Below are 21,823 nucleotides of genomic sequence, written 5' to 3' on the forward strand. Positions count from 1 at the left end.
TCAGACGTTGCGGCGGTACTGCCCGCCGACCTCGAAGAACGCCTCGGTGACCTGCTGCAGCGAGCAGACGCGGGCGGCCTCCATCAGCACGGCGAACACGTTCTGGCCCGACGTGGCCGCGTCCTTGAGCCGGGTGAGCGCCTCAGTGGCCTCGCTCGCGTGGCCGGCCTGGAACTCCTGGACGCGCCTGAGTTGCGACTCCTTCTCGGCCTCGGTCGCGCGGGCGAGCTCCACCTCGGGCGGCGTCACGTCGGAGTCGGGCTTGACAAAGGTGTTCACCCCGACGATCGGCAGCGAGCCGTCGTGCTTGCGGTGCTCGTAGAGCATGGACTCGTCCTGGATCCGGCCCCGCTGGTAGCCGGTCTCCATCGCGCCCAGCACGCCGCCGCGCTCGTTGATGCTGTCGAACTCGGCCAGCACCGCCTTCTCCACCAGGTCGGTCAGCTCATCGATGATGAACGAGCCCTGGAGGGGGTTCTCGTTCATCGCCAGGCCCCACTCGCGGTTGATGATCAGCTGGATCGCCAGGGCCCGTCGCACGGACTCCTCGGTGGGGGTCGTGACGGCCTCGTCGTAGGCGTTGGTGTGCAGGCTGTTGGCGTTGTCGTAGATCGCGATCAGCGCCTGCAGCGTGGTGCGGATGTCGTTGAAGTCCATCTCCTGGGCGTGCAGGGACCGGCCGCTGGTCTGGACGTGGTACTTCATCTTCTGTGACCGGTCTCCTGCGCCGTACTTCTCCTTCATCGTGACCGCCCAGATCCGGCGGGCGACACGGCCCAGCACGGTGTACTCCGGGTCCATGCCGTTGGAGAAGAAGAAGGACAGGTTCGGCGCGAAGTCGTCGATCTCCATGCCGCGCGCGAGGTAGGCCTCGACGTAGGTGAAGCCGTTGGCCAAGGTGAAGGCCAGCTGGCTGATCGGGTTCGCCCCGGCCTCGGCGATGTGGTAGCCGGAGATTGACACCGAGTAGAAGTTGCGCACCTGCTTCTCGATGAACCACTCCTGGATGTCGGCCATCATCCGCAGGGAGAACTCCGTGGAGAACAGGCAGGTGTTCTGGCCCTGGTCCTCCTTGAGGATGTCGGCCTGCACGGTGCCCCGCACGTTCGCCAGGGCGTACGCCGCGAGCTCGTGGTGCTCGGCCTGGTCCGGGTCGCGGTCCTCGCGCTCGCGGAACTTCTCGACCTGCTGGTCGATCACGGTGTTGAGGAAGAACGCCAGCACGGTCGGCGCGGGGCCGTTGATCGTCATCGACACGCTGGTCGACGGCGAGACCAGGTCGAAGCCGCCGTACAGCACCTTCATGTCGTCGAGCGTGGCCACCGAGACGCCCGAGGTGCCGACCTTGCCGTAGACGTCGGGGCGGGGGTCGGGGTCGCGGCCGTAGAGCGTGACCGAGTCGAACGCGGTCGAGAGGCGGGTGGCCTCGCCGTCGTTGCTGAGGATCTTGAAGCGACGGTTGGTGCGGGCGGGGTCGCCCTCGCCGGCGAACATCCGGGCGGGGTCCTCGCCGTCGCGCTTGAAGGAGAAGACGCCGGCGGTGTAGGGGAAGAACCCGGGCAGGTTCTCGCGGCGCCAGAAGCGCACTAGCTCGCCGTGATCGGTGAAGCGGGGGAGCGAGACGCGCGGGATCTTGTTGCCCGACAGGGACTCACGGGTGAGCTTGGTGTGCAGCTCCTTGTCGCGGACCCGCACGACCTGCTCGTCGCCGGAGTAGGACTTGACCACGGCCGGCCACGCCTCGAGCTGGTCGACGATCTCGTGGGGCAGCGCCTTGCGGGCGAGTTCGAGGAGGGCCTCGACGCCGTCGGTGGGCTGGCCCGCCTGCTCCAGCTCGTTCCGGACCAGGTCGAGACGCTGCAGCCGGCTGGCCGCGGCGGCGTGCTCCTCTGTGCGGGCGTGGTAGCCGCGGACGGTCTCGGTGATCTCGGCCAGGTAGCGGACCCGCTCGGTGGGGACCACCTGGCGGATGCCCGAGGAGTGCCGCACGTCGACGTGGGGGAGAGTCCCGCTGGTCACGTGGAGGCCCTGGTCGGCGAGCTGGTCGCGCAGGTGCTGGTAGAGCGCGGTGACTCCGTCGTCGTTGAAGGTCGCGGCGCTGGTGCCGAAGACCGGCATGTCGGCGGGTTGCCGGCCGAAGGCCTCACGGTTGCGCACCATCTGACGGCCCACGTCGCGTAGGGCGTCTTTGGCTCCGCGGCGCTCGAACTTGTTGATCGCCACGGTGTCGGCGAAGTCGAGCATGTCGATCTTCTCCAGCTGGGAGGCAGCACCGAACTCCGGGGTCATCACGTAGAGCGAGGAGTCCACGAACGGCACGATCGCGGCGTCACCCTGCCCGATGCCGGGGGTCTCCACGACCACCAGGTCGAACCCGGCGGCCTTCATCACGTCGATCACGTCAGCGAGGTGCTCGGGCACCTCGTGCGATCCGCGGGTGGCAAGGCTGCGGAAGAACACCCGGTCTCCGTCCAGGGCGTTGGCGCGGATGCGGTCACCCAGGAGCGCACCGCCACCCTTGCGGCGGGTGGGGTCGACGGCGATCACGCCGATGCGCAGCTTGTCCTGCTGGTCGACACGGAAGCGGCGTACGAGCTCGTCGGTCAGGCTGGACTTGCCGGAGCCGCCGGTGCCGGTGATGCCAAGCACGGGGACCGTGTGTCCGGCAGCAGCTCTGCGGACACCCTGGAGAAGGTTATCCCCGAGCAGACCTGCCTCGGCGCCGGTGATCGCTCGCGCGATCGCTGTGCGGTCCCCGGAGAGCACCGCGGGGAGGTCGGCCTGACGCTTCTCCCACGGATCGAAGTCGCACGCGGTGACGACGGAGTTGATCATGCCGACCAGACCCATCTTCTGGCCGTCCTCGGGGGAGAAGATGGTCACCCCGGACTCCCTCAGCCGAGTGATCTCGGCCGGAACGATGACGCCGCCGCCGCCGCCCACGACCTTCACGTGCTCGGCCCCTGCGGCGTGCAGCGACTCCACGAGGTACTCGAAGTACTCCACGTGGCCGCCCTGGTAGGACGACACCGCGACCCCCTGGACGTCCTCCTCGAGCGCTGCGTCGACGACCTCCTGCACGGAGCGGTTGTGGCCGAGGTGGATGACCTCGCAACCCTGGCTCTGGAAAATGCGCCGCATGATGTTGATTGAGGCGTCGTGACCGTCGAAGAGGCTGGAGGCGGTGACGAGACGGACGTGATGCTGGGGGGTGTGGAGCGCGGTCATGCCTACCTCGACGGGTCGTTGGATGTCCCAGGACGGTCAATAGTAGGACATCCAACTATCTAGGTCGAGGGTCGTCGGGGAGAGACGTGGTCACCGGCGACCGCCCGGAGGTCGCCCAGCATCTCCGTCAGTCGGCGGACGCTCTCGGCGGGCACGCCGGGTTGCTCGAAGACCCCGCGGTTGAGGGCCGTGGTGGCAGCGCCCACGGCCTCACGTCCTTGTGGGGTCAGCGAGGCCAGGACGACGCGTCGGTCGTCCTGGCGTCGGAGGCGCTCGACGTACCCCTGGCGCACCAGCCGGTCGACGGCGCTGGTGACGCTGGTGGGGTGCACCTGCAGCAGGGAGCCCAGCCGCGTCATCGACATCGACCCGGCGCGGGTGAAGGCCAGCAGACGCAGGATCTCGAACCGGGCGAACGTGAGGTCCAGCGGCCGGAGCTGGGCATCGACCCGTTCCATCAGCAGCTGGTGGGCACGCACCACCGAGGTGACCATGGCCATCCCGTCAGCGGCGTCTCGCCACCCGTGCTGGACCCACTGGTCGTGAGCCTCACGTATGGGGTCCCGAGCCTCACTCATGGGGGGAGGGTACGTGGGCGGGACCGGGGCGCGGTCTCCGTAGCGACTGCATGATCATCCTGGGGGACGGGGTCCTGGCCAGTTCGACGTCGGGCACGGCTCAATCACCCAGGGCGAGTTCCGCAGTTCCAACGACGTCAGGTACGAACCCCTCATCAGACGTTCGGGACCCTGGATTCCATTTCCCACCCGTGTTCCCTGGAAGTCCCGTCAGGTCAGGGTTCGTCTGCCGGACCAGGGCCTGGTGCCGCACTGGCGCAACAAGCTTCGGCAAACATGCGACGCGGGAGCCCACCCGGTCGGGTGGCCTGACGTGGCGCCCGTCTCGACTCCGGTCGGCGACGCAGCGAGGTCGAACCGCACTGCATCGATCGCGGCGCGCGGCACCATTTCCCCTCTGACAGACCATGTCGATCCTGCCGTCGGCTCGTTTTGGCGACTGCCGCGTGTTGGCTGGGTCTACGTCGCCGTCGTCACAACCCTCGCGGCAGTCTCGACCTTCTCCGACGCCCTGTCCGCGTACGCCGTTCTTCTCATCGCCACCCTGCCCACCGGCCTGGCGACGAAGGTCGCGAATCTGATGATGGGTCTGCCGTACCGATGGGTGACACCAAGCTGAGGTCTGTCCTCGGAGCTGGCTCGTAGTGTGCTCACCACCCACGCCTGGGACCAATTTGGGACCACGACAGGGCGGGACAGATGAGATCAAGCGGGGGACTGGAGACCGGGCGGGCCTCACAGACGACCGTTCCACGCTGGGCCGCGCGGCCCGCCGACCTGGGGGTCAAGGGGTTCTCGTGCTGGACTGCCTGGCACTGTCACCAGTTCGTGCAGCAGACCCCGGCCTGTTCTGCCGGTCAGAGTACGGAGCTCTGCCTCGTCCCGTGGTTGTCACTGGTTTCGGTGCAGGGGGTGGGAACGGCCCGGCGCCAGAAGTCCGTGGCTGCGGTGTTCCCGGGGACCTGGTGGGTGATTCGCGCACCGGGGTGCGCTGCCAAGACCTGGTGTGGTCGCCCCAGGCGCAGCAGGGCGAACCCGGCGAGCCGGCGGCGGTGTGGATGACCTACGCCGCGCCGTCCGTCGGGACCCGGTAGAGGTCGAGTGGGGGTGACCGAAGTGGCCGTGGGCGCCGATGTCGCGACCGTCGACTGTCGACAACTCGTAGGCGTTCAACTCCAGCAGTTGACGCAGGAGCGAGGCCGACTCCTCGCCGCCTTGCCGCGTGGTGACGTGCATGTCTCCATGCATGTCCCCCTGGGCGGCGGGGAATGGGGACGCGCGGCCCGGTGGGTGGCGTCGTTCCCTGGTCGCCGGGGCGGGTCATCGGTCCATGCTCGCCCCGTGTGACGTCCCGGGAGGGGTGTTCTTCATCTGAGGCGGGCGTCGATGGTCTTGGCCAGGGCGCGGGTGGCGGCGTCTGTGGCGAAAGTGGGGGACCCGACGACTGAGATGCTGAGGACGAGGTTGTGCTCGCGCCAGTAGTAGCTGATGCCGGTGATGTCGCCGGTGGGTTTGTGGTCGACGTACTTGAACCCGAACCGTTCGGTGCCGAGGGTGTTGTCGGTGAGCAGGGTCGCGGGGTGACCTTGGAGGGTCTTGCGCTGGCGGTCGATGAAGACGTGGTAGGCGCGGGAGGCGTCGGTGTCGTTGTCGTAGGCCTGGGCTTGGGAGGACACGACGTTGGTGGGGGCGCTGGTGCGGCCGGGCTGCGGGTGGGCCAGACCGGGGGAGAGGAACAGCGCCGAGTAGGCCGACGTGAGGCCGAGCTTGGACAGGTCGGCAGCTACCGAGGGTTGCCCGAAGTCGGAGGCATTCCGGGGTCCGGATTTCGCGGCGACGTACTGGGTGCCGTGGGGTGCCTCGGTGGGCTGGAGGACCAAGGACTTGGCCGTGGCCGTGGCCGGGTTCGTGGCGGGGTGTGCGGCGATGGTGCGGGCGAGCGCGAGGCTGGTGGTGGCGCTGGTGCCGTGGGTGCCGCCGGCGTCGATGAGGACGCGTACGACCGGCCCCTGTTGCCAGCTGTAGTAGTAGGTGGAGCCGTGCAGCTGGGCCAAGGGGGCCTTGAACGCGGTGTCGGAGGTTCCCAGGTGCGGGTCGGGCAGCGGCGTCGCGGAGCCGGTGACCTTGATCGCGGAGTCGAGTCGGGTGCGGCCCTTGGCGGCTGCGGCGGGGGTCCCGAACACGAGGGAGAAGTTCGCGACCGACCGTTGGGCGGCTCCGAGGGAGCTGAGCCCGGGGGTGCCGACGAACAGGGTCCGGTAGGCGCCGCGGAACCCACTCGCCTTCAGCTTGGCGCGCAGTGCGGGGGCGTCCTTGCTGTCGTGGAACACGTCGGTCAGTGACTGGGGGCCGGAGTCCTTCTTCAGGTAGGAGGTGCCTGCTGGTGCCTCCCCGGGGGTCAGCACGGCCTTCGCGAGGGTGACGTTGGTAGCCGCTGTTGAGTTGCTCGAGGTCGCCCCGGGGGAGCTGTTGCTGCTGGCTTGGTTGGGGTTGGCGGTGCTGTGGCTGCCGCAGCCGGTCCCGGTCAGGGCGATGGTGAGGGTGAGGAGCCCGACGAAGGCGTGCTTGGGACTCGGTGGATGCATGGTGGGTGTCCTTTTCCCGAGGGCCGACGGTCTCAGCAGAGACCGGCCGCGATGGTGGCGGTGCCATCATGGCCTGCTGCGGGCCCGTAGCCGGGCGAGGTGTGGACCACGACCCAACGGCGGCCCTGGTTGGAGCTGATGACCGAGCCGTCCTTGTTGACCTGGGAGGTGACCAGGACCGCCATGTAGGACGGCACGGTGCCAGGGGGTACCGCTGAGGTGCCGGGTCCGGTGGTGAAGGAGGTCGAGGACGGGCAGGTCGACGGCGGTGCGGCGAGGCTGGGCGGGTTGGCGATGTAGCCCTTGAATGCGTTCGGAGCCGCACCGGCCGTCAGCGTGTTGGTCTTCGCCCAGGAGCTTCCCCAGAAGTTCAGCAGGGTGGAGCTCGTCGCGACCTGCGTCGACCGGTCGCCGAGGGCGAACACGCCGCCGGTGGTGGGGAAGGCGTAGGCCAACAAGGTGGTGCGGGCGGTGGTGGATGCGCCGCCGTCGTCGGTGATCAGGACCGAGATGGGGTGCTGGCCGAGCTGGGCGTCGGTGTAGGTGTGGGATCCGGTGACGCTGAACCGGGTCTTGCCGGCCGGAGCGCCCGTCGTGGAGGCCACGGTGCCGGGTGAGGTGGACCCGTCGCCCCAGGTGATGACGGCCGTGAAGTCGGCAGGAGTGCCGTGGGGGTCGTCGTCGGTGAAGGTGGCGAGGACGGCGTTGCCCGGGTTGGGCCAGAGCAGGATGGGGTTGTTGGTGCCCCAGCTGGTGCCGTTGGTCACCGCGGGCCCGGCGGTGAGTGCTGCGTCTGAGGTGGTCATGACCGGTCGGGTGGTGGCGCGTGCGCCGCCTGCGTCGGCGATGGAGACCACGACGGTGGGGGAGCCCTCTTCCTCGTAGGTGTGGGCCGGTGCCAGGACGTCGAAGCCGCCGCTGGAGTTCGCCACCACGGTCGCGTTGTCGGTGGAGCCATCACCCCAAGCGATGGATGCGCTGAAGTCGGCGACAGCGCCGTGGGGGTCAGCGTCGGTGAAGGTCGCGACCCGGGTGCCAGCGGTGGTCGGAGCGCCCTCGGTGCTGGTCAGCTTCGGGGTGTCGGTGACGGTCAGTGCGGCGTCTGCGACCACGGCGTGCGAGTGGGCGGTGGCGCGGGAGGTGGGCACCATGACGTCGGTGACGGTGACGTCGACGGGGTAGGAGCCTTCCTCCTCGTAGGTGTTGGTGCCGGAGACGGTGAAGTTGTCGTTCGTGCCGGTGATGGTGCCGTCGCTGGTGTGGCCGTCACCCCAGGTGATCGAGGCGGTGTAATCGTTCGCTGCGATGTTGGCGGCGTCGTGGGTGTCGGGGTCGTGGAAGGTGCCCACGACCTGGTTGGTGAAGGGTGCGCCTTCGACGGGGTTCACGGTGGAGGGGGTCGGTGTCGGCGGCGGGTCGGGGACCAGGTTGAACGGGGCCAGCTGGGCCTTGTTGAAGCCGCCGAGCTGCCAGGTCTTGTTCGTGGCGGTGTCCAGCGTGGTGCCGCCTAGGGGCAGGGCGCCGGAGTCGTAGAGCGGGGGGATCTTGACGTCGATGCCGGGGAACGGCCCGCTGGCGCCGATGCTGGCGTAGAGCGAGAGGGCCTTGACCTGGGCGGTGCCGTCCAGGGAGTCGAAGGTGTGGTTGTGGAAGGCGGTGTCGAACATGGACAGGGTGGGGGTGATGGTCATCGCATCGGGCACCACCAGGCGCAGGGTGCTGCCGAGGGGGAAGGTGGCCTTGGTGTCGCTGTTGACCTGGGTGACGTTGTTGGTGCCGGGGTCGACGACGCTGTAGTCGATCTTGCGGCCGAAGTCCATGGTCACGTTGACCACGGGGGTGAAGGACACCTCGCGGGTCTGGCTGAGCACGGCGGTCACGATCAGGTCCATGGTGGTGTAGGAGACGCCGGTGCCGTTGAAGGTGGCGGACAGGTTCGGGAAGCCGATAGGAAGCCCGGTCAGGTTGCCTATCCACTTCATCGCGCTGATCGGGACGACGAGGAACTGGTCCTTGTCATGAGCTGACAACGTGGTCCCGGCGATGGTCGTCGCGGCGCCGGCTGCCCCACTGGCCTGGCGGCCGATCTGGGGGTCGGGGAGCTTGACGTACCCGGTGTCGTTGCCGGGGCCGGTCTTGTTGTTGCAGTAGTCCTTGTCGTTGGGGAAGGTCGTGGCCCCCAGCAGGACGCCCTCGGCTATGCCGAAGCACTTGGAAAGCCCCATGTTCTGGACCATCAGGAGGTCATCGACCGACAGGGACAGGATGCTCCCCGAGGCGGTGGCGCCGCTGCCGGGAATGTCGAGGGAGAAGATCGTGCCACCCAGGCAGGAGACGACACAGATCTTGCCGCTGGCGGAGGCGTGAAAGCCGAACGTCCCATCGATGGAGACGCCCGAGAGGGTGGGCGAGGTCGTGGTGATCGAGGAGGCCGGCTGGGGCGAGGGGGCCCGGGTGGTCACGTCGACGGTGTCACCGGGGGCGAAGGAGTCATCAGCAGGTGTGGTGAAGCGCGTCTTCATCGGGTAGGAGACGTCGACCTTGCCGGGCTGGTAGCCGTGGAAGGTGTCGCCCATGCCGATCTCGCCGCTCACCGAGGCGGTGAAGGCGGCCCCGTAGGTACCGATGCTGACGGTGCAACCCCCGAGGATCCCGAAGCACGGATCGAACGACGCCTCGGTGACCTTGTCGAAACCACCGGAGCCGCTGAACTTCTGGTCGAACCACGGGTGGTAGATGTCGACGGGTGCCGGAGCATCGCCGGTGCCCCACAACCCCTGGCCCGTGGTGGCCAGCGTCGCGGAGTAGTCGATGGACTTCGGTGGCGGGGCGACGACCAGCGACGACACTTGGGAGGCCAGCCCGGTCGCTGTCGATGCCGCAGCCGAGGAGGAAGACGAGGCCGGCGCCGTGGCCGAAGAGGCGGTTGCGGCTTGTGCGGTGGGAGGCGCGGCGATCACCAGACCGGTACCACCGATCAAGACGCTCAGGCTGGCTCCCAGCCAACGCTTCGTGATGCCCTTCAGTCCTACTCGTGCCATGAGTGCTCCGCGTCCTCGATAGCCACCCTCGCTGGGCGCCGCGCTAGGAGTACCACCTACGAAGACCACGCGTGGCAGTCCTCGAGTCCCAGCGTCTGCAACATCCGGATTGACCGAATAGTCCGACGACCGACAGCTAGACCATCCAACTCCGGGCCCCCGACCTTCAGTGGTCCGCACCATCCCCGCTGTCGCCTGTTTCACGCTCAGCCGAGGCCTGACAGTGGCCAATTCACACCGCTCCTGCGCCGCACTAGCCAGAAGAGCTATTGCGCACGGGCCGGCGACCACCGCGTAACTCCCGGGCCGGCGACCCCGGTGAGACCTTCTTGGCAGAGGACGACGCGCGCTGGTCCTCGTCAAGGGCCTGGAGCAGCTGCATCTTCGCCTTGAGGACGAGGACGGCGTCGCCTTCAGCGGGTCAACCCCCAGCTCGGCGTACCCGGTCTCGGCACGGCGCCACGCCGCGCGGCCAGGCGGCGTCGGTGTCGTCGGCTACCTCACCGGCGATGGCCTGAGTCCGATCGGGCGCTCGCCGGGATTCGCCTCCGACCACGTGGTCGCCTTCGAGGTCGTCACTGGCGACGGGGAGCTTCGTCGCGCCAGCGCCGAGGAGAACCCCGGCCTGTTCTGGGGCCTGGGGGCGGGCTCCTGGACCGCCGACATCACCGCTCCTGGCCAGCCGCACTGGGGGCGTCGACCTCGTCCTCCAGGGACACCCGCAGGTCGCGCATGATGCGCTGGAGCAGGCGGGAGACCTGCACCTGGGTGACGTGGAGACGATCGGCGATCTCGTACTGATTGAGCCCGTCGAAGAACCGCAGCTGCACGATCAGCCGGTCGCGCTCGTTCAGCGAAGCCAGCGCGGGGCGCAGCATCTCGCGCGTCTCGACCTCGGCCATGCCCGGGTCGTCGTCCCCCAGGCGGTCGACCATCGGGGCTGCGGCGTCAGAGTCGGCCGGGGTGGAGTCCAGGGAGGTCGCCGAGAAGCAACCGCGGGCGGCGTACGCCTCGATGACGTCCTGGCGGGGGCAGCCGAGCGCTGCCGCGACCTCGGCGGCGTCGGGGTGGTGCCCGACGGTGCCGCCCAGCTGACCCTCGATCCCGGCGATCTGGAGCTGGAGCTCCTGGATTCGGCGCGGCGGTCGCACCATCCAGCCGCGGTCGCGAAAGTAGCGACGCACTTCGCCGCGGACGGTGGGGACGGCGAAGGAGAGGAAGTCGTGGCCCAGGCTGGGGTCGAAGCGGCGGGCGGCCTTGACCAGGCCCAAGCGTGCGACGGCGTCGAGCTCCTCGGCGGCGATGCCACGCCGGTGGTAGCGCGAGGCGACAGCCTCGGCCACGTCGATGTTGAGCAGGATGGCTTCCTCGACCAGGAGCTCAGCCTCGGCTGCGTCGTCGCACTCGACCCCTCGCCGGAAGAGGTCCGCCGTGGCGGATGCGCGCTCCGCACGAGCGCGCCGGACCGTCTCGGCCCGGGTGGAGGAGAACGCATCCGGGGCCCCTCGAGGTGCAGGGGTGCGAGTGCTGGGGATCGAGGAGGTCGTGCTCGTGGTCGTGACGGGAGTGGTGGAGGTGCTCATGAAACTCACCGCAATTCGGTGTCGATCTGGGTCGTTGCCGGTGTCCGCAACGCGCGTGGCCGAGGTTCCAACTCGGTCTCGAGGACCGTTTGGTCACGGTAAGCCCTTCACGTTCAGGGCGAAACGCCTCGCGATGAGGTCCACCCCCTGGGGTGGGACCGGGCTGCTGTGGCTCCCCTTCCCCCCGGGTGGCGCTCGAGCTCGTGGCCGCATCCGGCACCGCGATGCTCATGCTGTCGAGGAGCACGACCTACCATTTCGTGATCGGGACGACCTACCAGGGTTGGCTCGGCACCGGCCGCACGACCGCACGTCCTGTGGGCACCGCTCGACCGACGGTCGTGGACATCACGCCGCGTCGAACCGAGTCGAAGCGGACAGTCGCGACGAAGACCACTCGTCGGGCGGGCCTTGCGAACACAGTGGCCGACAGGGACCTCGGTGGGGCCAGCGGGCGCGGCAGCCGGACGTCGATGTGGATAGACCCCTGTCAGCAAGTTCGGACTGGGTCCCGGGTGTCGACCGGGAGGCTGCGAACGATCACGCGCTCGCCACGAGATGGGTGAAGGTGCTGGTCCGAGGTTGCTGGGTGTTGCCCGGTCTCAGCAGTCGACCGTCTTCTGCCCGTCATGCCGCCCACCGCGTCGGCTCCCCATGCCCGAGAGCATCGTTTCGCTCGGCGAGCGTGAACATCGTTCTGCTGGCCCGTGCAACGGATGGGTCGTCAGGAGGAGGACGCGGCGCAGTTGACCACGTCGCAGATGCGACGAAGGTGATCCTCGGTCCAGACCTCGGTGACCTCGGGCGAGGCCGGTGCCAGGGACAGCGCCGTTCCTTGCTCGGTGGGCCGCGCCTGGATCACGCCGTGACGGCCGGTGCGGCTCGATGCCTCCCGGATGCGCACGCTCAACTGCTCGGCGCCTGAACGCCATGCGTCGAGTCCCGCCTGCGACGCCACGCACTCCACCGAGCGGAGCACATCCGAGGGCGATCGTGCCGGTACCAGCGCTGCGCTCAAGAGGTCGTACGGGCGGATCATGCGTTGACCTGACCGATGCTGGTACGCAGCTGCGACAGTATTCGCCCGAGCAGTCGAGACACCTGCATCTGCGTGACGCCGATGTCCTGGGCGATCTCGCGCTGGGTCAGCCCCAGGAAGAAGCGCAGCTGCACGATCCGACGGTCCCGTGGTGTGAGGTCGCGGACGTGCGGGGCGAGGACGACGCGGGCCTCAGCCCGCGCTTGGTCGTCGTCGGGGTCGACGAGGATGTCGACGAGGGTGGCGTTGCCGTCGTCTCCACCGGTGGGAGCGTCGAGGGAGCTCGGTGTGAAGCACCCGGTGGAGCTCTGAGCCTCGCGCACGTCTTCGAGGGGCACCCGGAGATGGTCGGCCAACTCGTGGTCGGAGGGTTCGTGGTGGAGGTCGCCCACCAGAGCCTCGGTGGCCCGCGTCAGCTGTGGTTGCAGCTCCTGAACACGGCGCGGCGGGCGCACCATCCACCCGCTGTCACGGAAGTGTCGGCGAAGCTCGCCACGGATGGTGGGGGTGCAGAACGAGACGAACGGATGACCAGCCATCGGGTCGAACCGCTGGGCAGCCTTGAGGAGACCGAGGTGTGCGACTTGGCGCAGGTCTTCGCGGTCCACACCGCGGTGGCGGTAGCGAACCGAGATGGAGGTGGCCCACTCGAGATGCAGCCGGACCAGCTCGTCGCGGAGTTCAGCCTCGACGGTGGGATCTTCACATGATGCGAGGGCAACCACCACGCTGTGGACTGCGTCGCGATCACGGTGGATTCGGTGCCGCTCGCTGAGTGGGGTACGCGGTGGCGCCGCGTTGATCGGGCGGGTGCCGGTCGCCCGGTCGGTGGGAGGTAGCGGGTGTGGAGACGTCATGCGACACGCCTTTCGTGTCGGGTGCGGACAGCGTCCGCGCTAGGCCGCACCGGTGTCTGCAGTGGGCCGGGGCCTGGATCCGCCGCCTGCTTCACGGTTCCGGGGTGGTCAACATGCGGTTCGACGGTAACCACGAGACCCCCCCTACGACCAAACCCCAGGTCGCGACCCGACAGGTGGCCCGGTGTGGGGAATGGGGCAGTGCCTGGCCCTGGACGCCGGGCACGAGGACTCCCCGGCCGCCCGAGATGTCGGTTCGGGCGTGGGCGCCCTGACCAACGGCCTGGAATACCGAGGTGGGGGTCCAAGCGTCGTCGACCGGCGCGCTATCGCGCCGTCTGTAGACGGGGCTCCTGTCGTGCGTAGCGCAGGGGTTGCAGGTGTCGGGGTTTACTGAGCAACCCATGCTTGTCGAGGAGGAGGTCATCATGACGGACGGTCCGACGCAGGAGCACCGCCGGCCCGACGGGGTGGAGGACGCGACGGTGGAGGCCGTCGACACCTTCACCCGTGCCCTCGAGACGGTCGAGGTGGCCCGCGGCCACCTGTACCAGTGGCACCGTTTGACCGGCACCGGCGACACCCAGCTGCGCGAGGCGGTGGACCAGCTCCGCGCGGCGGGGCACACCGAGCTCGCTGACCGGGTGGAGCACGAGCTGGTGGGACACAACGTCATCGAGGGCCGTTGGACGTTTCAGGTGGTCGAGGAGTACGACGACCACTACATGGCTGCGTGGCGGGACCTGGAACGCCTGGCCCGTGAGGCTCTGGTGCAGGGCAGGCGCCACTTGTGGGAGGCGGAGCTGAAGGAGACTCATCGGACGCGCGGGCGCGCGCACCACGAGGCGGTCCCACCGTCCGAGCGCGAGACAGGCGGCGCTACCCAGCCGAGTGCGGCGGACGAATGATGCATCGTGGTTCACGCAGGACGCTGCACGCATGGCAGGTCAGGGGTGCCCGCGGGTCGCAGCTTGAAGCACGGCCTGTGAGCAGTAGTTGCGCGGCGTGCTGGGGCACGGCCAGTGCGAGCAGTCCGTCCACGTCGATGCCGGTGCGGCACGATGGCAATCTCACCCATTCGGTCACCTGCCGGAGGATGGCCCGTCTGCCTCGGTGGTCGCGGCCGCGAGGTGCCGGCGGCGGAGCCGGTCAACCTCCCTCTGCAGGCGAAGGTTCTCGGCGCGGAGCCTGAACACGTGCTCGACGCCGGCCAGGTTGAGGCCGGCCGCGAGCAACGTCGTGATCTCACCGATCAGTTCCAGCTCCTGGCCGCTGTAGCGACGGGTCCCGCCCTCGGTGCGGTGCGGCTCGAGCAAGCCCTTCTGCTCGTAGACGCGCAGCATCTGGGGGTTCACGCCGGTCACCTCCGCCGCGACCGAGATCGAGAACAGTGCGCGGTCGGCGCCCAGATCAACCACCGTCCACCTCCGTGTCGACGCGACGTCGTGAGGGTTGGACCCACGCCGGCCCAGCCACGATCGGAGCGGTCCCACCGCGACGCCCGCCCAGGATCGTCGGCACCGGCGTCGTCCAGCCGAGACGCACCGGGACACCTGACCCGCCCTCGACGCGGACAGGTGCCTGCGCCCAGCCTTCATCGGCGGGGGCTGGCGCGTGGATGCGTACGGGAATCGACCTTGTTCCGGGAGGCTCGGACACCAATTGGTAGGCCGCGGCGACCGTGGCGAACCGGTCAGCGGCGTCGGGGTCGTCCGAGACGTCGGGATGGGTGGCGCGGGCGAGCCTTCGGTAGGCGTGCGCCACTGCATCCTGGTCGCTGTCCGCGGGGATCCCTAGGACCCCGAACGCCTGGATCCGTCTGCTGTCCATCCCAGCCTGCCGTCCGCGTGATGCCTGAAGAAACTTGAGTGTGACCTCTTGACATCGTTGCACAGAGAGAGAAAATCTGAAATAGCAACAGCAGATTACCTGAAGCCACAGTGGCCTCAGATCCCAACTTCAGAGCGACATGTGAGGAGGAAGAGCTCATGCTGATGCGCACCGATCCATTCCGTGACTTCGACCGTCTCACCGAGGCGATGCTCGGAACTCGAGCCCGTCCGGCCGTGATGCCGATGACGGCGTACCGAGACGACGGCTCCTTCGTGGTCCACCTCGACCTGCCCGGTGCCTCGGTCGACTCCATCGACCTGACGGTGGAGCAGAACGTGCTCACCGTCCACGCCGAACGCAAGCCCCCAGCTGGCGACGCGGAACGGATGGTCGACGAGCGCAGCTACGGCGTGTTCAGTCGCCAGTTGTTCCTGGGCGAGACACTCGACGCCGACCAGCTCACCGCGAACTACGACGCCGGTGTGCTGACCCTGCGCATCCCCGTGGCGGAGAAGGCCAAGCCGCGCAGGGTCGAGATCACCGCAGGGGACTCCGCCAAGGAGATCAGCGCCTGAGCGGAGCGACCGCAATTCGGCGAGCCGGTGTCCGGCCACCGTGGGATCAGGACAGGAGGTGGTCATGCCAGCACGACCCGGCGAACGCGATGCACTGCGGGCACTTGCCAGCAAGACCGCGCAGAGCGTCACAACCGCCAGCGCAACCCTCCGTAGAGCCTTGGCACGGCTCGTCGCCAGCGGAGGCGGACAACGGGGACCCGAGCAGCGCACACGCTGAGCCGCTCGGAGCGGATCGGCGGGAGGGCCCGGCAGGAGGCCGGCCCCTCCCGCCAACGCCCGCGGCCCCAACCCCCCGAACTCTCCGGCCACGGCGCGTGTTCCAGCACCACCAGGAGTTCGTGCCCGAAGTGCTCGCGTTCCTGGCTGCGTGACGCGCAGCCCACCAGTGGGGCCAGGAGGGGGTGCTCGCGGTGCTGGGCCCGCCCATGTGGTCGACGTCGGCGGCGGTCGCCGGCTCGGCGATGGACCGCTCCCGCACCACGACTGGGTCATTCAGAATGCGCGACGGCGTCGCTCTCTGTCCTAGAGGGAATGCCCGCGGGTGCCGATGAGCGGCGTCGAGCACGTCAGTCGGTCGTGACGGGACCGGGTGGGCCGGGTTCGCGGGGGAGGGTCACTCGAAAGGTGGTGCCGTGGCCGATCTCGCTCGTCACGGTGATCCCTCCGCTGTGGGCGTCGACGATGGACCTCACGATGTTGAGCCCGAGGCCGGTGCCGGGGATCTGCCGCTCGAGGGCATCGCCGCCACGGAAGAAGCGGCCGAACACGAGATCGACCTCGCCGGGGGCGATGCCCGGGCCGGCGTCGCGCACCTCGAGCTCGACCTGGTCGGGGAGGTCCCGTAGCACCATCCGCACCGAGCCTGCGTCACCGCCGTACTTGACGGCGTTGGAGAGCAGGTTGTCCAGGACCTGGCGGACCCGGTGCTCGTCGAGGACCGCCCACGACTCCTCGGGCACCTCGACGGTGATCGTCGTGCCGCAGGACTGCGCGACGGGTTGCACAGCCTGCACGGCCTCGGTCACGACTGCGGCCAGGTTCGTGGGGGCGGGCTGGAGCTGGAGCCCGCGCTCTCCCACCTCACCGACGTGGAGGAGGTCGGAGACCAGGGCGCGCAGTCGCAGTGAGTTGCGCTGCACGACCTCGAGCTGCGCGAGGACGTCCGCAGGGAGGTCGGGGTGCTCGCACAGCATCTCGAGGTGGCCCAGCACCGAGGTCAGCGGCGTGCGCAGCTCGTGGGACACCGAGGAGACGAACTCGTCTTGGATCCTCGGGGCGTGCATCAGCTCGGTGATCTCCTGGTAGGCCAGGGCTGCTCCCAGTCGTTCGCCCCCGGGTCCACGGACCTGGCGCGCCGAGGTCGAGAAGGCGGCCCGGGTGTGGTGGTCGCGGCCCACCCAGTAGGTGTAGTCGTCGAACTCCTCCCCTTCCGCTGCCCGGTGGGAGGGCATCTCCTCTCGCGCCATCAGCGTGGTGCCGTCGATGTGGTAGACCTGCCCGAGCTGGCCAGCGGCCCCCGCGTGGCCGTCGGGGAACGGCAGGTGCATCGTCGCCCGGTGACGGCGGTTCATGCGCTCGTAGCGACCGTCGGGTCCGATCAGCAGCAGTCCCACGTTGACGGCGTCGAAGACGGCCTCGAGGGTCTGGTGCTCGTGCTCCAGCGCCGCGCGGGCCGCCTCGAGGTGCTCCTGGTGGACGCGCTGCTGGGTCACGTCGAGGACCTGGGAGACCAGGTGGAGCGGCGTCCCGTCGGGTGAGCGGACCAGGGCCACCGACAGGTCACCCCACACGGTGTGTCCGTCTGCGTGGAAGTAGCGCTTGAGCAGTCGGTAGGAGTCGATCTCCCCTCGTGCGCACCGGTCGAACAGGCGGAGGTCGTCCTCGAGGTCGTCCGGGTGGGTGATGCCCTGGAAGCCGAGCGCAGCGAGGCTGTCGACGTCGTGCCCGAGTGTTTGGTGCAGGGCGTGGTTCGCCTGGGTGACCGCGCCATCCAGGTCGACGAGTGCCATTCCGATGGGCGAGTGTTCCCACGTGAGCCGCCAGAGGTCGGAGGTGTCGGTCACCGACTGCATCGCGCTCCTCGTCTTGCCGGGATCCGTGCCTGGATCGTGCTCTCGCCATCGCGACGTTTCCCTCGAAGGGACAGCGACGCGAGTTCGTGCGCGCTCATGATGGGCGGACGCGAGTCCGTTAAGTCTGTTTAGTATCTGCTACCCGTTGCGATCTGGCGCCGCTTTCGGGCACCACAGGTGACTCGTCCCACGCACGGGTTGCCGATCAGCAGACTCAGTACGCGAGCCGTGGCCCGGGCCGAGGAGAAGCCAGGGACGGGTGGGCTGGACCGGGCCGGAGGGCACCAATCCGAGGCTCTCACACCCAGGGGTGAAGAGGCGGTGCTCCGCCGGGCTCCATACTCACGCTCCAGCGAGCTCGAGCACGTCGACGCGGGGCTCGTGAGCCGGCCGGCGTCGCGGCCGACACCCGGTGGCGAGATCAGGACACAGGACGCGGAACGGTGAGTGGTGTGGGCGGATACGACGGGTGTGGTGTCCCGGTGACGACTCTGTGCTGAGCGCTGGTGCCCGGTCGCTGCAGGAAGAGGTCGATCGGTGGCGGGCGCTGATCGACACGTTGCCAGCACTGGTGGCCCTGTGGGACCGGGACCAGCGCAACGTGATGGCGAACGCGGCGTACGAGGAGTGGTTCGGGCTGGCACCGGCCGACCTGAAGTGGATGCACCTGCGAGAGGTGCTCGGCGCGAGCTTGTACGCGCTCAATCGCCCGCACGCCGAGGCGGCGTTGCGCGGTGAGCAGCAGGTCTTCGACCGGACGGTCGTGACCGTGAGCGGGGACACGCGCCACACGCAGGCTCACTACGTGCCGCACGTGACCGCAGACGGTGTGCAGGGCTTTTACGTGATGGTCACCGACATCAGCGCGAAGGTGGAGGCCGAACGCGACCTGCTCGCCACGCAGGCGCTCGCCAGGATCGGGAGCTACACCGTGGCGCCCGCCACGCGGACGTTGCGCCTCTCACCCGAGCTGCGTCGCATGCTGGGGTTCCCCGCCGACGGGCCGGGTCCCAGCCTGGACGATTACCTCGACCTGGTGCACCCCGAGGACCGCACGCACGTCGCGGGGCTTCGGGAGAGCGCGGTGCGGGGGCAGGAGTACGAGGGCAGTTACCGTCTGGTGCGTCCGGATGGCGTGGTCCGGCACGTCCACAGCCGGACGAGCCGTGTGCTCGGACCTGAGGGCGAGGTCCTGATGCTGCGAGGCGTCATGCAAGACGTGACCGAGGTGCAGCACCTCAGCGACGAGCTGGCCGCTCACAACCGGCTGCTGACCGACGTGATCGCGGTGCTGGGCCACGACCTCGGGCAGCCGATCGCTGTCGTGAACGGCTATCTCGAGCACCTGGTCGAGGAGTGGGGGGACGTCGACGCCTCGGAAGCGTTGGGCTTGCTGCGACGGGCGCTGCGCGCAGGACGGCGGGTGGACGCCCTGCTTGCCGACGTCTTGAGCTTCATCACCGTGGAGTCCTCTCAGCTGGTGACCCGTCCGCGCCCCGTCGACGTGGTCGAGCTCGTGCAAGCCCTGGCCGTCCAGTCCGGCATCGACGCCACACTGACCGGTGTCACACGACGACACGCCCTGGTCGACCCCGTGCACCTGGAGCGGATCATGGACAACCTCCTGGTCAACGCGGGCAAGTACGGCGCCGCGCCGTACGACCTCCAGGTGATCGAGGACGGTGACGACGTGGTGATCAGCGTGCGGGATCACGGTGAGGGGGTCCCGGCCGCCTTCGCCCCACGGTTGTTCGAGCGGTTCTCACGGGCCGACGCGGTTGGTGGGGTCACAGGGACCGGACTCGGTCTCTACCTCGTCCGGGAGATGGCGCGCGCGAACGGTGGCGAGGTGGTGCACCGCGACCCCGAGGACGGCGCGGGTGCCGTCTTCGAGATCCGGTTGCCTGCCGCCGGCGACGGCTAGAACAGGTCGCGCCGCCCCGAAGTGCAGCTCCGCTCACCACTGGCGTACGCCGCTCGCGCAGGTGTCAACGCCAAACCTGGGCCGTTGAGACTGAGGTCGGTGGCGTGCGCAGCTCGTGGCTGACCACGGACAGCGCTGGCGCCATCGGAACTGTCAGATCGTCACCACGCGGCCGAGGCCCTCGGCGTCGAACAGCGTGCGTGGGGGTCGGAACGCCGCGCACCGCACCGCTCGGGAGGTTTCCGCTCACAACGCCTAGCTGCCTCGAGCGCCCACGACCGGGGGAAGTCATTCCGTCGTCGACGGGGTTCGAGCCGGTGTCGAGCTGGCGCGCACGACGCTTCAGGTGGCCCGTCAGACTCTCGACGTGGGCCGACGCGCCCTCGCCGTGGCCGTCAGCACACTCTCTACCTTGAAGCGCTCCGAGCAGGTCCAGCTCGCCCTGCTTGCCGTGGGCCGGCAGACCCTGGCCCAGGTGACCGAGATCAACCGCAAGATCCCGACTGCGCCGATCTTCCCGACCACGGCTCCGGGCGCCCCTACGACGACCGTGCCGTGAGCCGGTGGGGAGCGGTGCCGCGGATGCCCGGGATGTCGACGTGGCCCATCCTGAGCCGGACGCCAGCAGTTTGATCGAGCCGAGAATGGCGCCCCAAAACGGTCCTGCGGCCCGTGCCTAGCCGGTGCCCATGGACGAGTCCCGCCACCGTGGTTCACTGCCGACCCGTCCCGGCCATGATCTGCGCCCTGCGCCCGGGAGAACGCACCCTCCGCATGGCGTGCAGCTCGGAGCCCTGCTCGGCGTACGGCCCGTCTGCTGTTGCGTGGGTTTCGGTCCCTGTGCCCAGAGGCGAGTGCGCCAGTGAGTCAGCTTGACACGTTCTCGGTGCAGCACCATCGCACCCGCGTGTGACGGCTGCCGGGGGAGAAGGACGGCGGGGGTGCCGTGCCCGAGCGGCCACGGGAATTCACTCCGGTGCCCCGATGAGGTTAGGGCTGCTCACCCCGCCCTGCGGGGCTGTTCTCGGGTATCTGTGCTGACTCTTGCTGAGTGCCTTGGGGGTCATCGGTCCGCTCGTCTGACTCAGCCAGGATCGCCTCGGCCTGGGCGCGTGGGTCATCGGAGCCAGCAGTCTGCTCCTCGGGGAGGAGATCGGCCCTGGAGTCGATGCGCGCGGCGTCAGGCGACTGGATTCGGCCGTTGTTCGGGTCCATGGGTCAAAACCTACCGGGGAGCGCGCTCGGGGCCGTGTACGACCTTGGGCCGGTGTCGTGCGCGCCTGGTGACTCGCACACGAGCACCCGCCATCGGCGGACACCGGCTGGCTGCGAAGCAACCACCAGCAATGGATGCGCGGGTCGCAGCAATCTCGAGCGGGTTAGATAACGACCACGTCGGCAAACCACGGACCGAAACCCCGCGGGACCGTTGGCAACCCGACCCCAAGGATGTGCGCGGTAGTGCACGAGCACGACCTCGGCTCCTGCTGATGAACTTCAAGCGAGCCGTCGGTTAGCGTCGCCCTGGCGGTGGGCGATGAAGACTTGCAGGCGTTCTCGTAGCAGCGCGGCCGTCGCCGAATCGGGGAGAACTGGCCGAAACCCCAACCGGCTCGCCGGTCCCGCTCCTGGACAGCGCCGAGCCACGGAGCGGGATGTTGACGTGGAAGTCCTGGGCGTCGGCCGTCCGCAGCCTCGCCTGACGTCCGTACGTCAACCGACCCACGGTTACCGCTCCCACCCGCAAGCCCGTCACGGTCATGTCCAGCGCTTGGTCGTCGGGGGCGAGCTCGAGCTGGTTGGGGAGGTAGAGGTCTGTGACCACGCGCTCAGCCTCGTCGCGGTCGTTGGTGGCGTGCTGCACGTGGGTCGGTGGGTGCGCGGTCATCCCGCCGCCGGTGCCACTGCGATCTGCGGCCTTGCCCTGCATGATGGTCCGTCTCCCTGCGGCGTCCCTGACGGGGCACCGAGATGTTCCTGCGTGTGACGGGCGGTTCAGCCTCTCCCGGACGGGTGTCGATACGCGGCAATTGTAGGGCAATCGCGCATTTCCACCCCCGCACACGAGGCACCGAGCCCTGGGGACGCAGGGGTGGGGCTCGACCTCGGCCGCTTCTCGGACCCGGATCGTCGCCTCTGACGGGCCGAACGCTCGAGCTCCACTCGTGCGGATCGGCAGTTCTGCCGATTGCCCTGCGGGGACCGGCTCCACCACGCTGGGCGCGCCGGTCGGAGCCGCGATGCCGCAGCGGCGAGATCGGTGCTGACCCCGGGTCCTGATGGTCGCGGCGGGTAGCGGTACGGCAGACAGGAAGGTGCACCTGCCCGGTCGACCAGCACGGCCCGCGCGGTTCCGATCGGGCGCGGAGTCCAGAACACGGAGTGCCATGAACCAGTCCTGGGTAGTCCATCTCACCCAGTTCATCACGTCTCCTGAAAGCCTCCACGAGCGCGCCGACGCCCTCTTGACCGAGCTGTGCGGGCACCTCGGTTACGACTCTGCCT

General features: G+C 68.9%; 16 protein-coding genes. 5 read left to right on the plus strand and 11 right to left on the minus strand.

Going from position 1 to position 21,823, the window contains the following annotated elements; translation table 11 throughout:
- Positions 1–3,228, minus strand: coding sequence for a fused isobutyryl-CoA mutase/GTPase IcmF (gene icmF / locus ACYVDA_RS18215; protein ID WP_460819898.1), 3,228 nt, complete (start codon positions 3,226–3,228; stop codon positions 1–3).
- 59 nt (positions 3,229–3,287) lie between these two features.
- Positions 3,288–3,806: a MarR family winged helix-turn-helix transcriptional regulator gene (locus ACYVDA_RS18220; protein ID WP_460819899.1), complete on the minus strand. Its 519-nt coding sequence runs from the start codon at positions 3,804–3,806 to the stop codon at positions 3,288–3,290.
- A 313-nt stretch (positions 3,807–4,119) separates the two neighbouring features.
- Between ACYVDA_RS18220 and ACYVDA_RS18225 the strand changes: the two genes are divergently transcribed.
- A complete protein-coding gene (locus ACYVDA_RS18225) occupies positions 4,120–4,425 on the plus strand; it encodes a hypothetical protein (RefSeq protein WP_460819900.1) in 306 nt (101 codons plus the stop codon).
- A gap of 748 nt (positions 4,426–5,173) precedes the next feature.
- Here ACYVDA_RS18225 and ACYVDA_RS18230 read toward each other — a convergent pair.
- From ACYVDA_RS18230 to ACYVDA_RS18250, 5 genes are all read right to left on the minus strand, one after another.
- Positions 5,174–6,391: a hypothetical protein gene (locus ACYVDA_RS18230; protein ID WP_460819901.1), complete on the minus strand. Its 1,218-nt coding sequence runs from the start codon at positions 6,389–6,391 to the stop codon at positions 5,174–5,176.
- Positions 6,392–6,423: 32 nt separating this feature from the next.
- On the minus strand, positions 6,424–9,240 hold the full coding sequence (locus ACYVDA_RS18235) for a hypothetical protein (protein WP_460819902.1): 2,817 nt from the start codon (positions 9,238–9,240) through the stop codon (positions 6,424–6,426).
- 857 nt (positions 9,241–10,097) lie between these two features.
- Positions 10,098–11,015, minus strand: coding sequence for a sigma-70 family RNA polymerase sigma factor (locus tag ACYVDA_RS18240; protein ID WP_460819904.1), 918 nt, complete (start codon positions 11,013–11,015; stop codon positions 10,098–10,100).
- 724 nt (positions 11,016–11,739) lie between these two features.
- Positions 11,740–12,054: a hypothetical protein gene (locus ACYVDA_RS18245; protein ID WP_460819905.1), complete on the minus strand. Its 315-nt coding sequence runs from the start codon at positions 12,052–12,054 to the stop codon at positions 11,740–11,742.
- Positions 12,051–12,782 (minus strand): sigma-70 family RNA polymerase sigma factor, encoded by a 732-nt coding sequence (locus ACYVDA_RS18250; RefSeq protein WP_460819906.1) that lies wholly within the window; start codon positions 12,780–12,782, stop codon positions 12,051–12,053. Before ACYVDA_RS18250 ends, ACYVDA_RS18245 begins: the two co-directional genes overlap by 4 nt.
- Positions 12,783–13,315: 533 nt before the next feature.
- On the opposite strand from ACYVDA_RS18250, the gene ACYVDA_RS18255 reads away from it, so the two are divergent.
- Positions 13,316–13,819, plus strand: a complete 504-nt coding sequence (locus ACYVDA_RS18255; protein WP_460819907.1) for a hypothetical protein — start codon at positions 13,316–13,318, stop codon at positions 13,817–13,819.
- A gap of 174 nt (positions 13,820–13,993) precedes the next feature.
- Here the strand turns inward: ACYVDA_RS18255 and ACYVDA_RS18260 are convergent, their stop codons facing one another.
- Together ACYVDA_RS18260 and ACYVDA_RS18265 are read right to left on the minus strand one after the other, a co-directional pair.
- Positions 13,994–14,329 carry a MerR family transcriptional regulator gene (locus ACYVDA_RS18260; RefSeq protein ID WP_460819908.1) on the minus strand — a complete coding sequence of 112 codons (336 nt, stop codon included), beginning with the start codon at positions 14,327–14,329 and terminating at the stop codon, positions 13,994–13,996.
- Positions 14,322–14,741, minus strand: a complete 420-nt coding sequence (locus ACYVDA_RS18265) for a DnaJ domain-containing protein (protein WP_460819909.1) — start codon at positions 14,739–14,741, stop codon at positions 14,322–14,324. Before ACYVDA_RS18265 ends, ACYVDA_RS18260 begins: the two co-directional genes overlap by 8 nt.
- A gap of 158 nt (positions 14,742–14,899) precedes the next feature.
- Here ACYVDA_RS18265 and ACYVDA_RS18270 point away from each other — a divergent pair, with 158 nt between their 5' ends.
- Entirely contained in the window at positions 14,900–15,319 is a 420-nt protein-coding gene (locus ACYVDA_RS18270) for an Hsp20/alpha crystallin family protein (protein WP_460819910.1), read from the plus strand.
- A 569-nt stretch (positions 15,320–15,888) separates the two neighbouring features.
- Here ACYVDA_RS18270 and ACYVDA_RS18275 read toward each other — a convergent pair.
- Positions 15,889–17,394, minus strand: a complete 1,506-nt coding sequence (locus ACYVDA_RS18275; RefSeq protein WP_460819911.1) for a sensor histidine kinase — start codon at positions 17,392–17,394, stop codon at positions 15,889–15,891.
- 493 nt (positions 17,395–17,887) lie between these two features.
- On the opposite strand from ACYVDA_RS18275, the gene ACYVDA_RS18280 reads away from it, so the two are divergent.
- Both ACYVDA_RS18280 and ACYVDA_RS18285 read left to right on the plus strand, forming a co-directional pair.
- Entirely contained in the window at positions 17,888–19,318 is a 1,431-nt protein-coding gene (locus ACYVDA_RS18280) for a PAS domain-containing sensor histidine kinase (RefSeq protein ID WP_460819912.1), read from the plus strand.
- Between the two features lie 412 nt (positions 19,319–19,730).
- Entirely contained in the window at positions 19,731–19,877 is a 147-nt protein-coding gene (locus ACYVDA_RS18285; RefSeq protein WP_460819913.1) for a hypothetical protein, read from the plus strand.
- Positions 19,878–20,831: 954 nt separating this feature from the next.
- Here the strand turns inward: ACYVDA_RS18285 and ACYVDA_RS18290 are convergent.
- On the minus strand, positions 20,832–21,743 hold the full coding sequence (locus ACYVDA_RS18290; RefSeq protein WP_460819914.1) for an AraC-like ligand-binding domain-containing protein: 912 nt from the start codon (positions 21,741–21,743) through the stop codon (positions 20,832–20,834).
- Positions 21,744–21,823 lie beyond the last annotated feature (80 nt).

It is taken from the genome of Nocardioides korecus, from assembly GCF_054778395.1.

Coding starts and splice junctions, on each gene's coding strand:
- icmF (WP_460819898.1), bottom strand. CDS start 3,228: ATGACCGCGCTCCACACCCCCCAGCATCACGTCCGTCTCGTCACCGCC.
- ACYVDA_RS18220 (WP_460819899.1), bottom strand. CDS start 3,806: ATGAGTGAGGCTCGGGACCCCATACGTGAGGCTCACGACCAGTGGGTC.
- ACYVDA_RS18230 (WP_460819901.1), bottom strand. CDS start 6,391: ATGCATCCACCGAGTCCCAAGCACGCCTTCGTCGGGCTCCTCACCCTC.
- ACYVDA_RS18240 (WP_460819904.1), bottom strand. CDS start 11,015: ATGAGCACCTCCACCACTCCCGTCACGACCACGAGCACGACCTCCTCG.
- ACYVDA_RS18245 (WP_460819905.1), bottom strand. CDS start 12,054: ATGATCCGCCCGTACGACCTCTTGAGCGCAGCGCTGGTACCGGCACGA.
- ACYVDA_RS18255 (WP_460819907.1), top strand. CDS start 13,316: ATGCTTGTCGAGGAGGAGGTCATCATGACGGACGGTCCGACGCAGGAG.
- ACYVDA_RS18265 (WP_460819909.1), bottom strand. CDS start 14,741: ATGGACAGCAGACGGATCCAGGCGTTCGGGGTCCTAGGGATCCCCGCG.
- ACYVDA_RS18270 (WP_460819910.1), top strand. CDS start 14,900: ATGCTGATGCGCACCGATCCATTCCGTGACTTCGACCGTCTCACCGAG.
- ACYVDA_RS18275 (WP_460819911.1), bottom strand. CDS start 17,394: ATGCAGTCGGTGACCGACACCTCCGACCTCTGGCGGCTCACGTGGGAA.
- ACYVDA_RS18290 (WP_460819914.1), bottom strand. CDS start 21,743: ATGAACTGGGTGAGATGGACTACCCAGGACTGGTTCATGGCACTCCGT.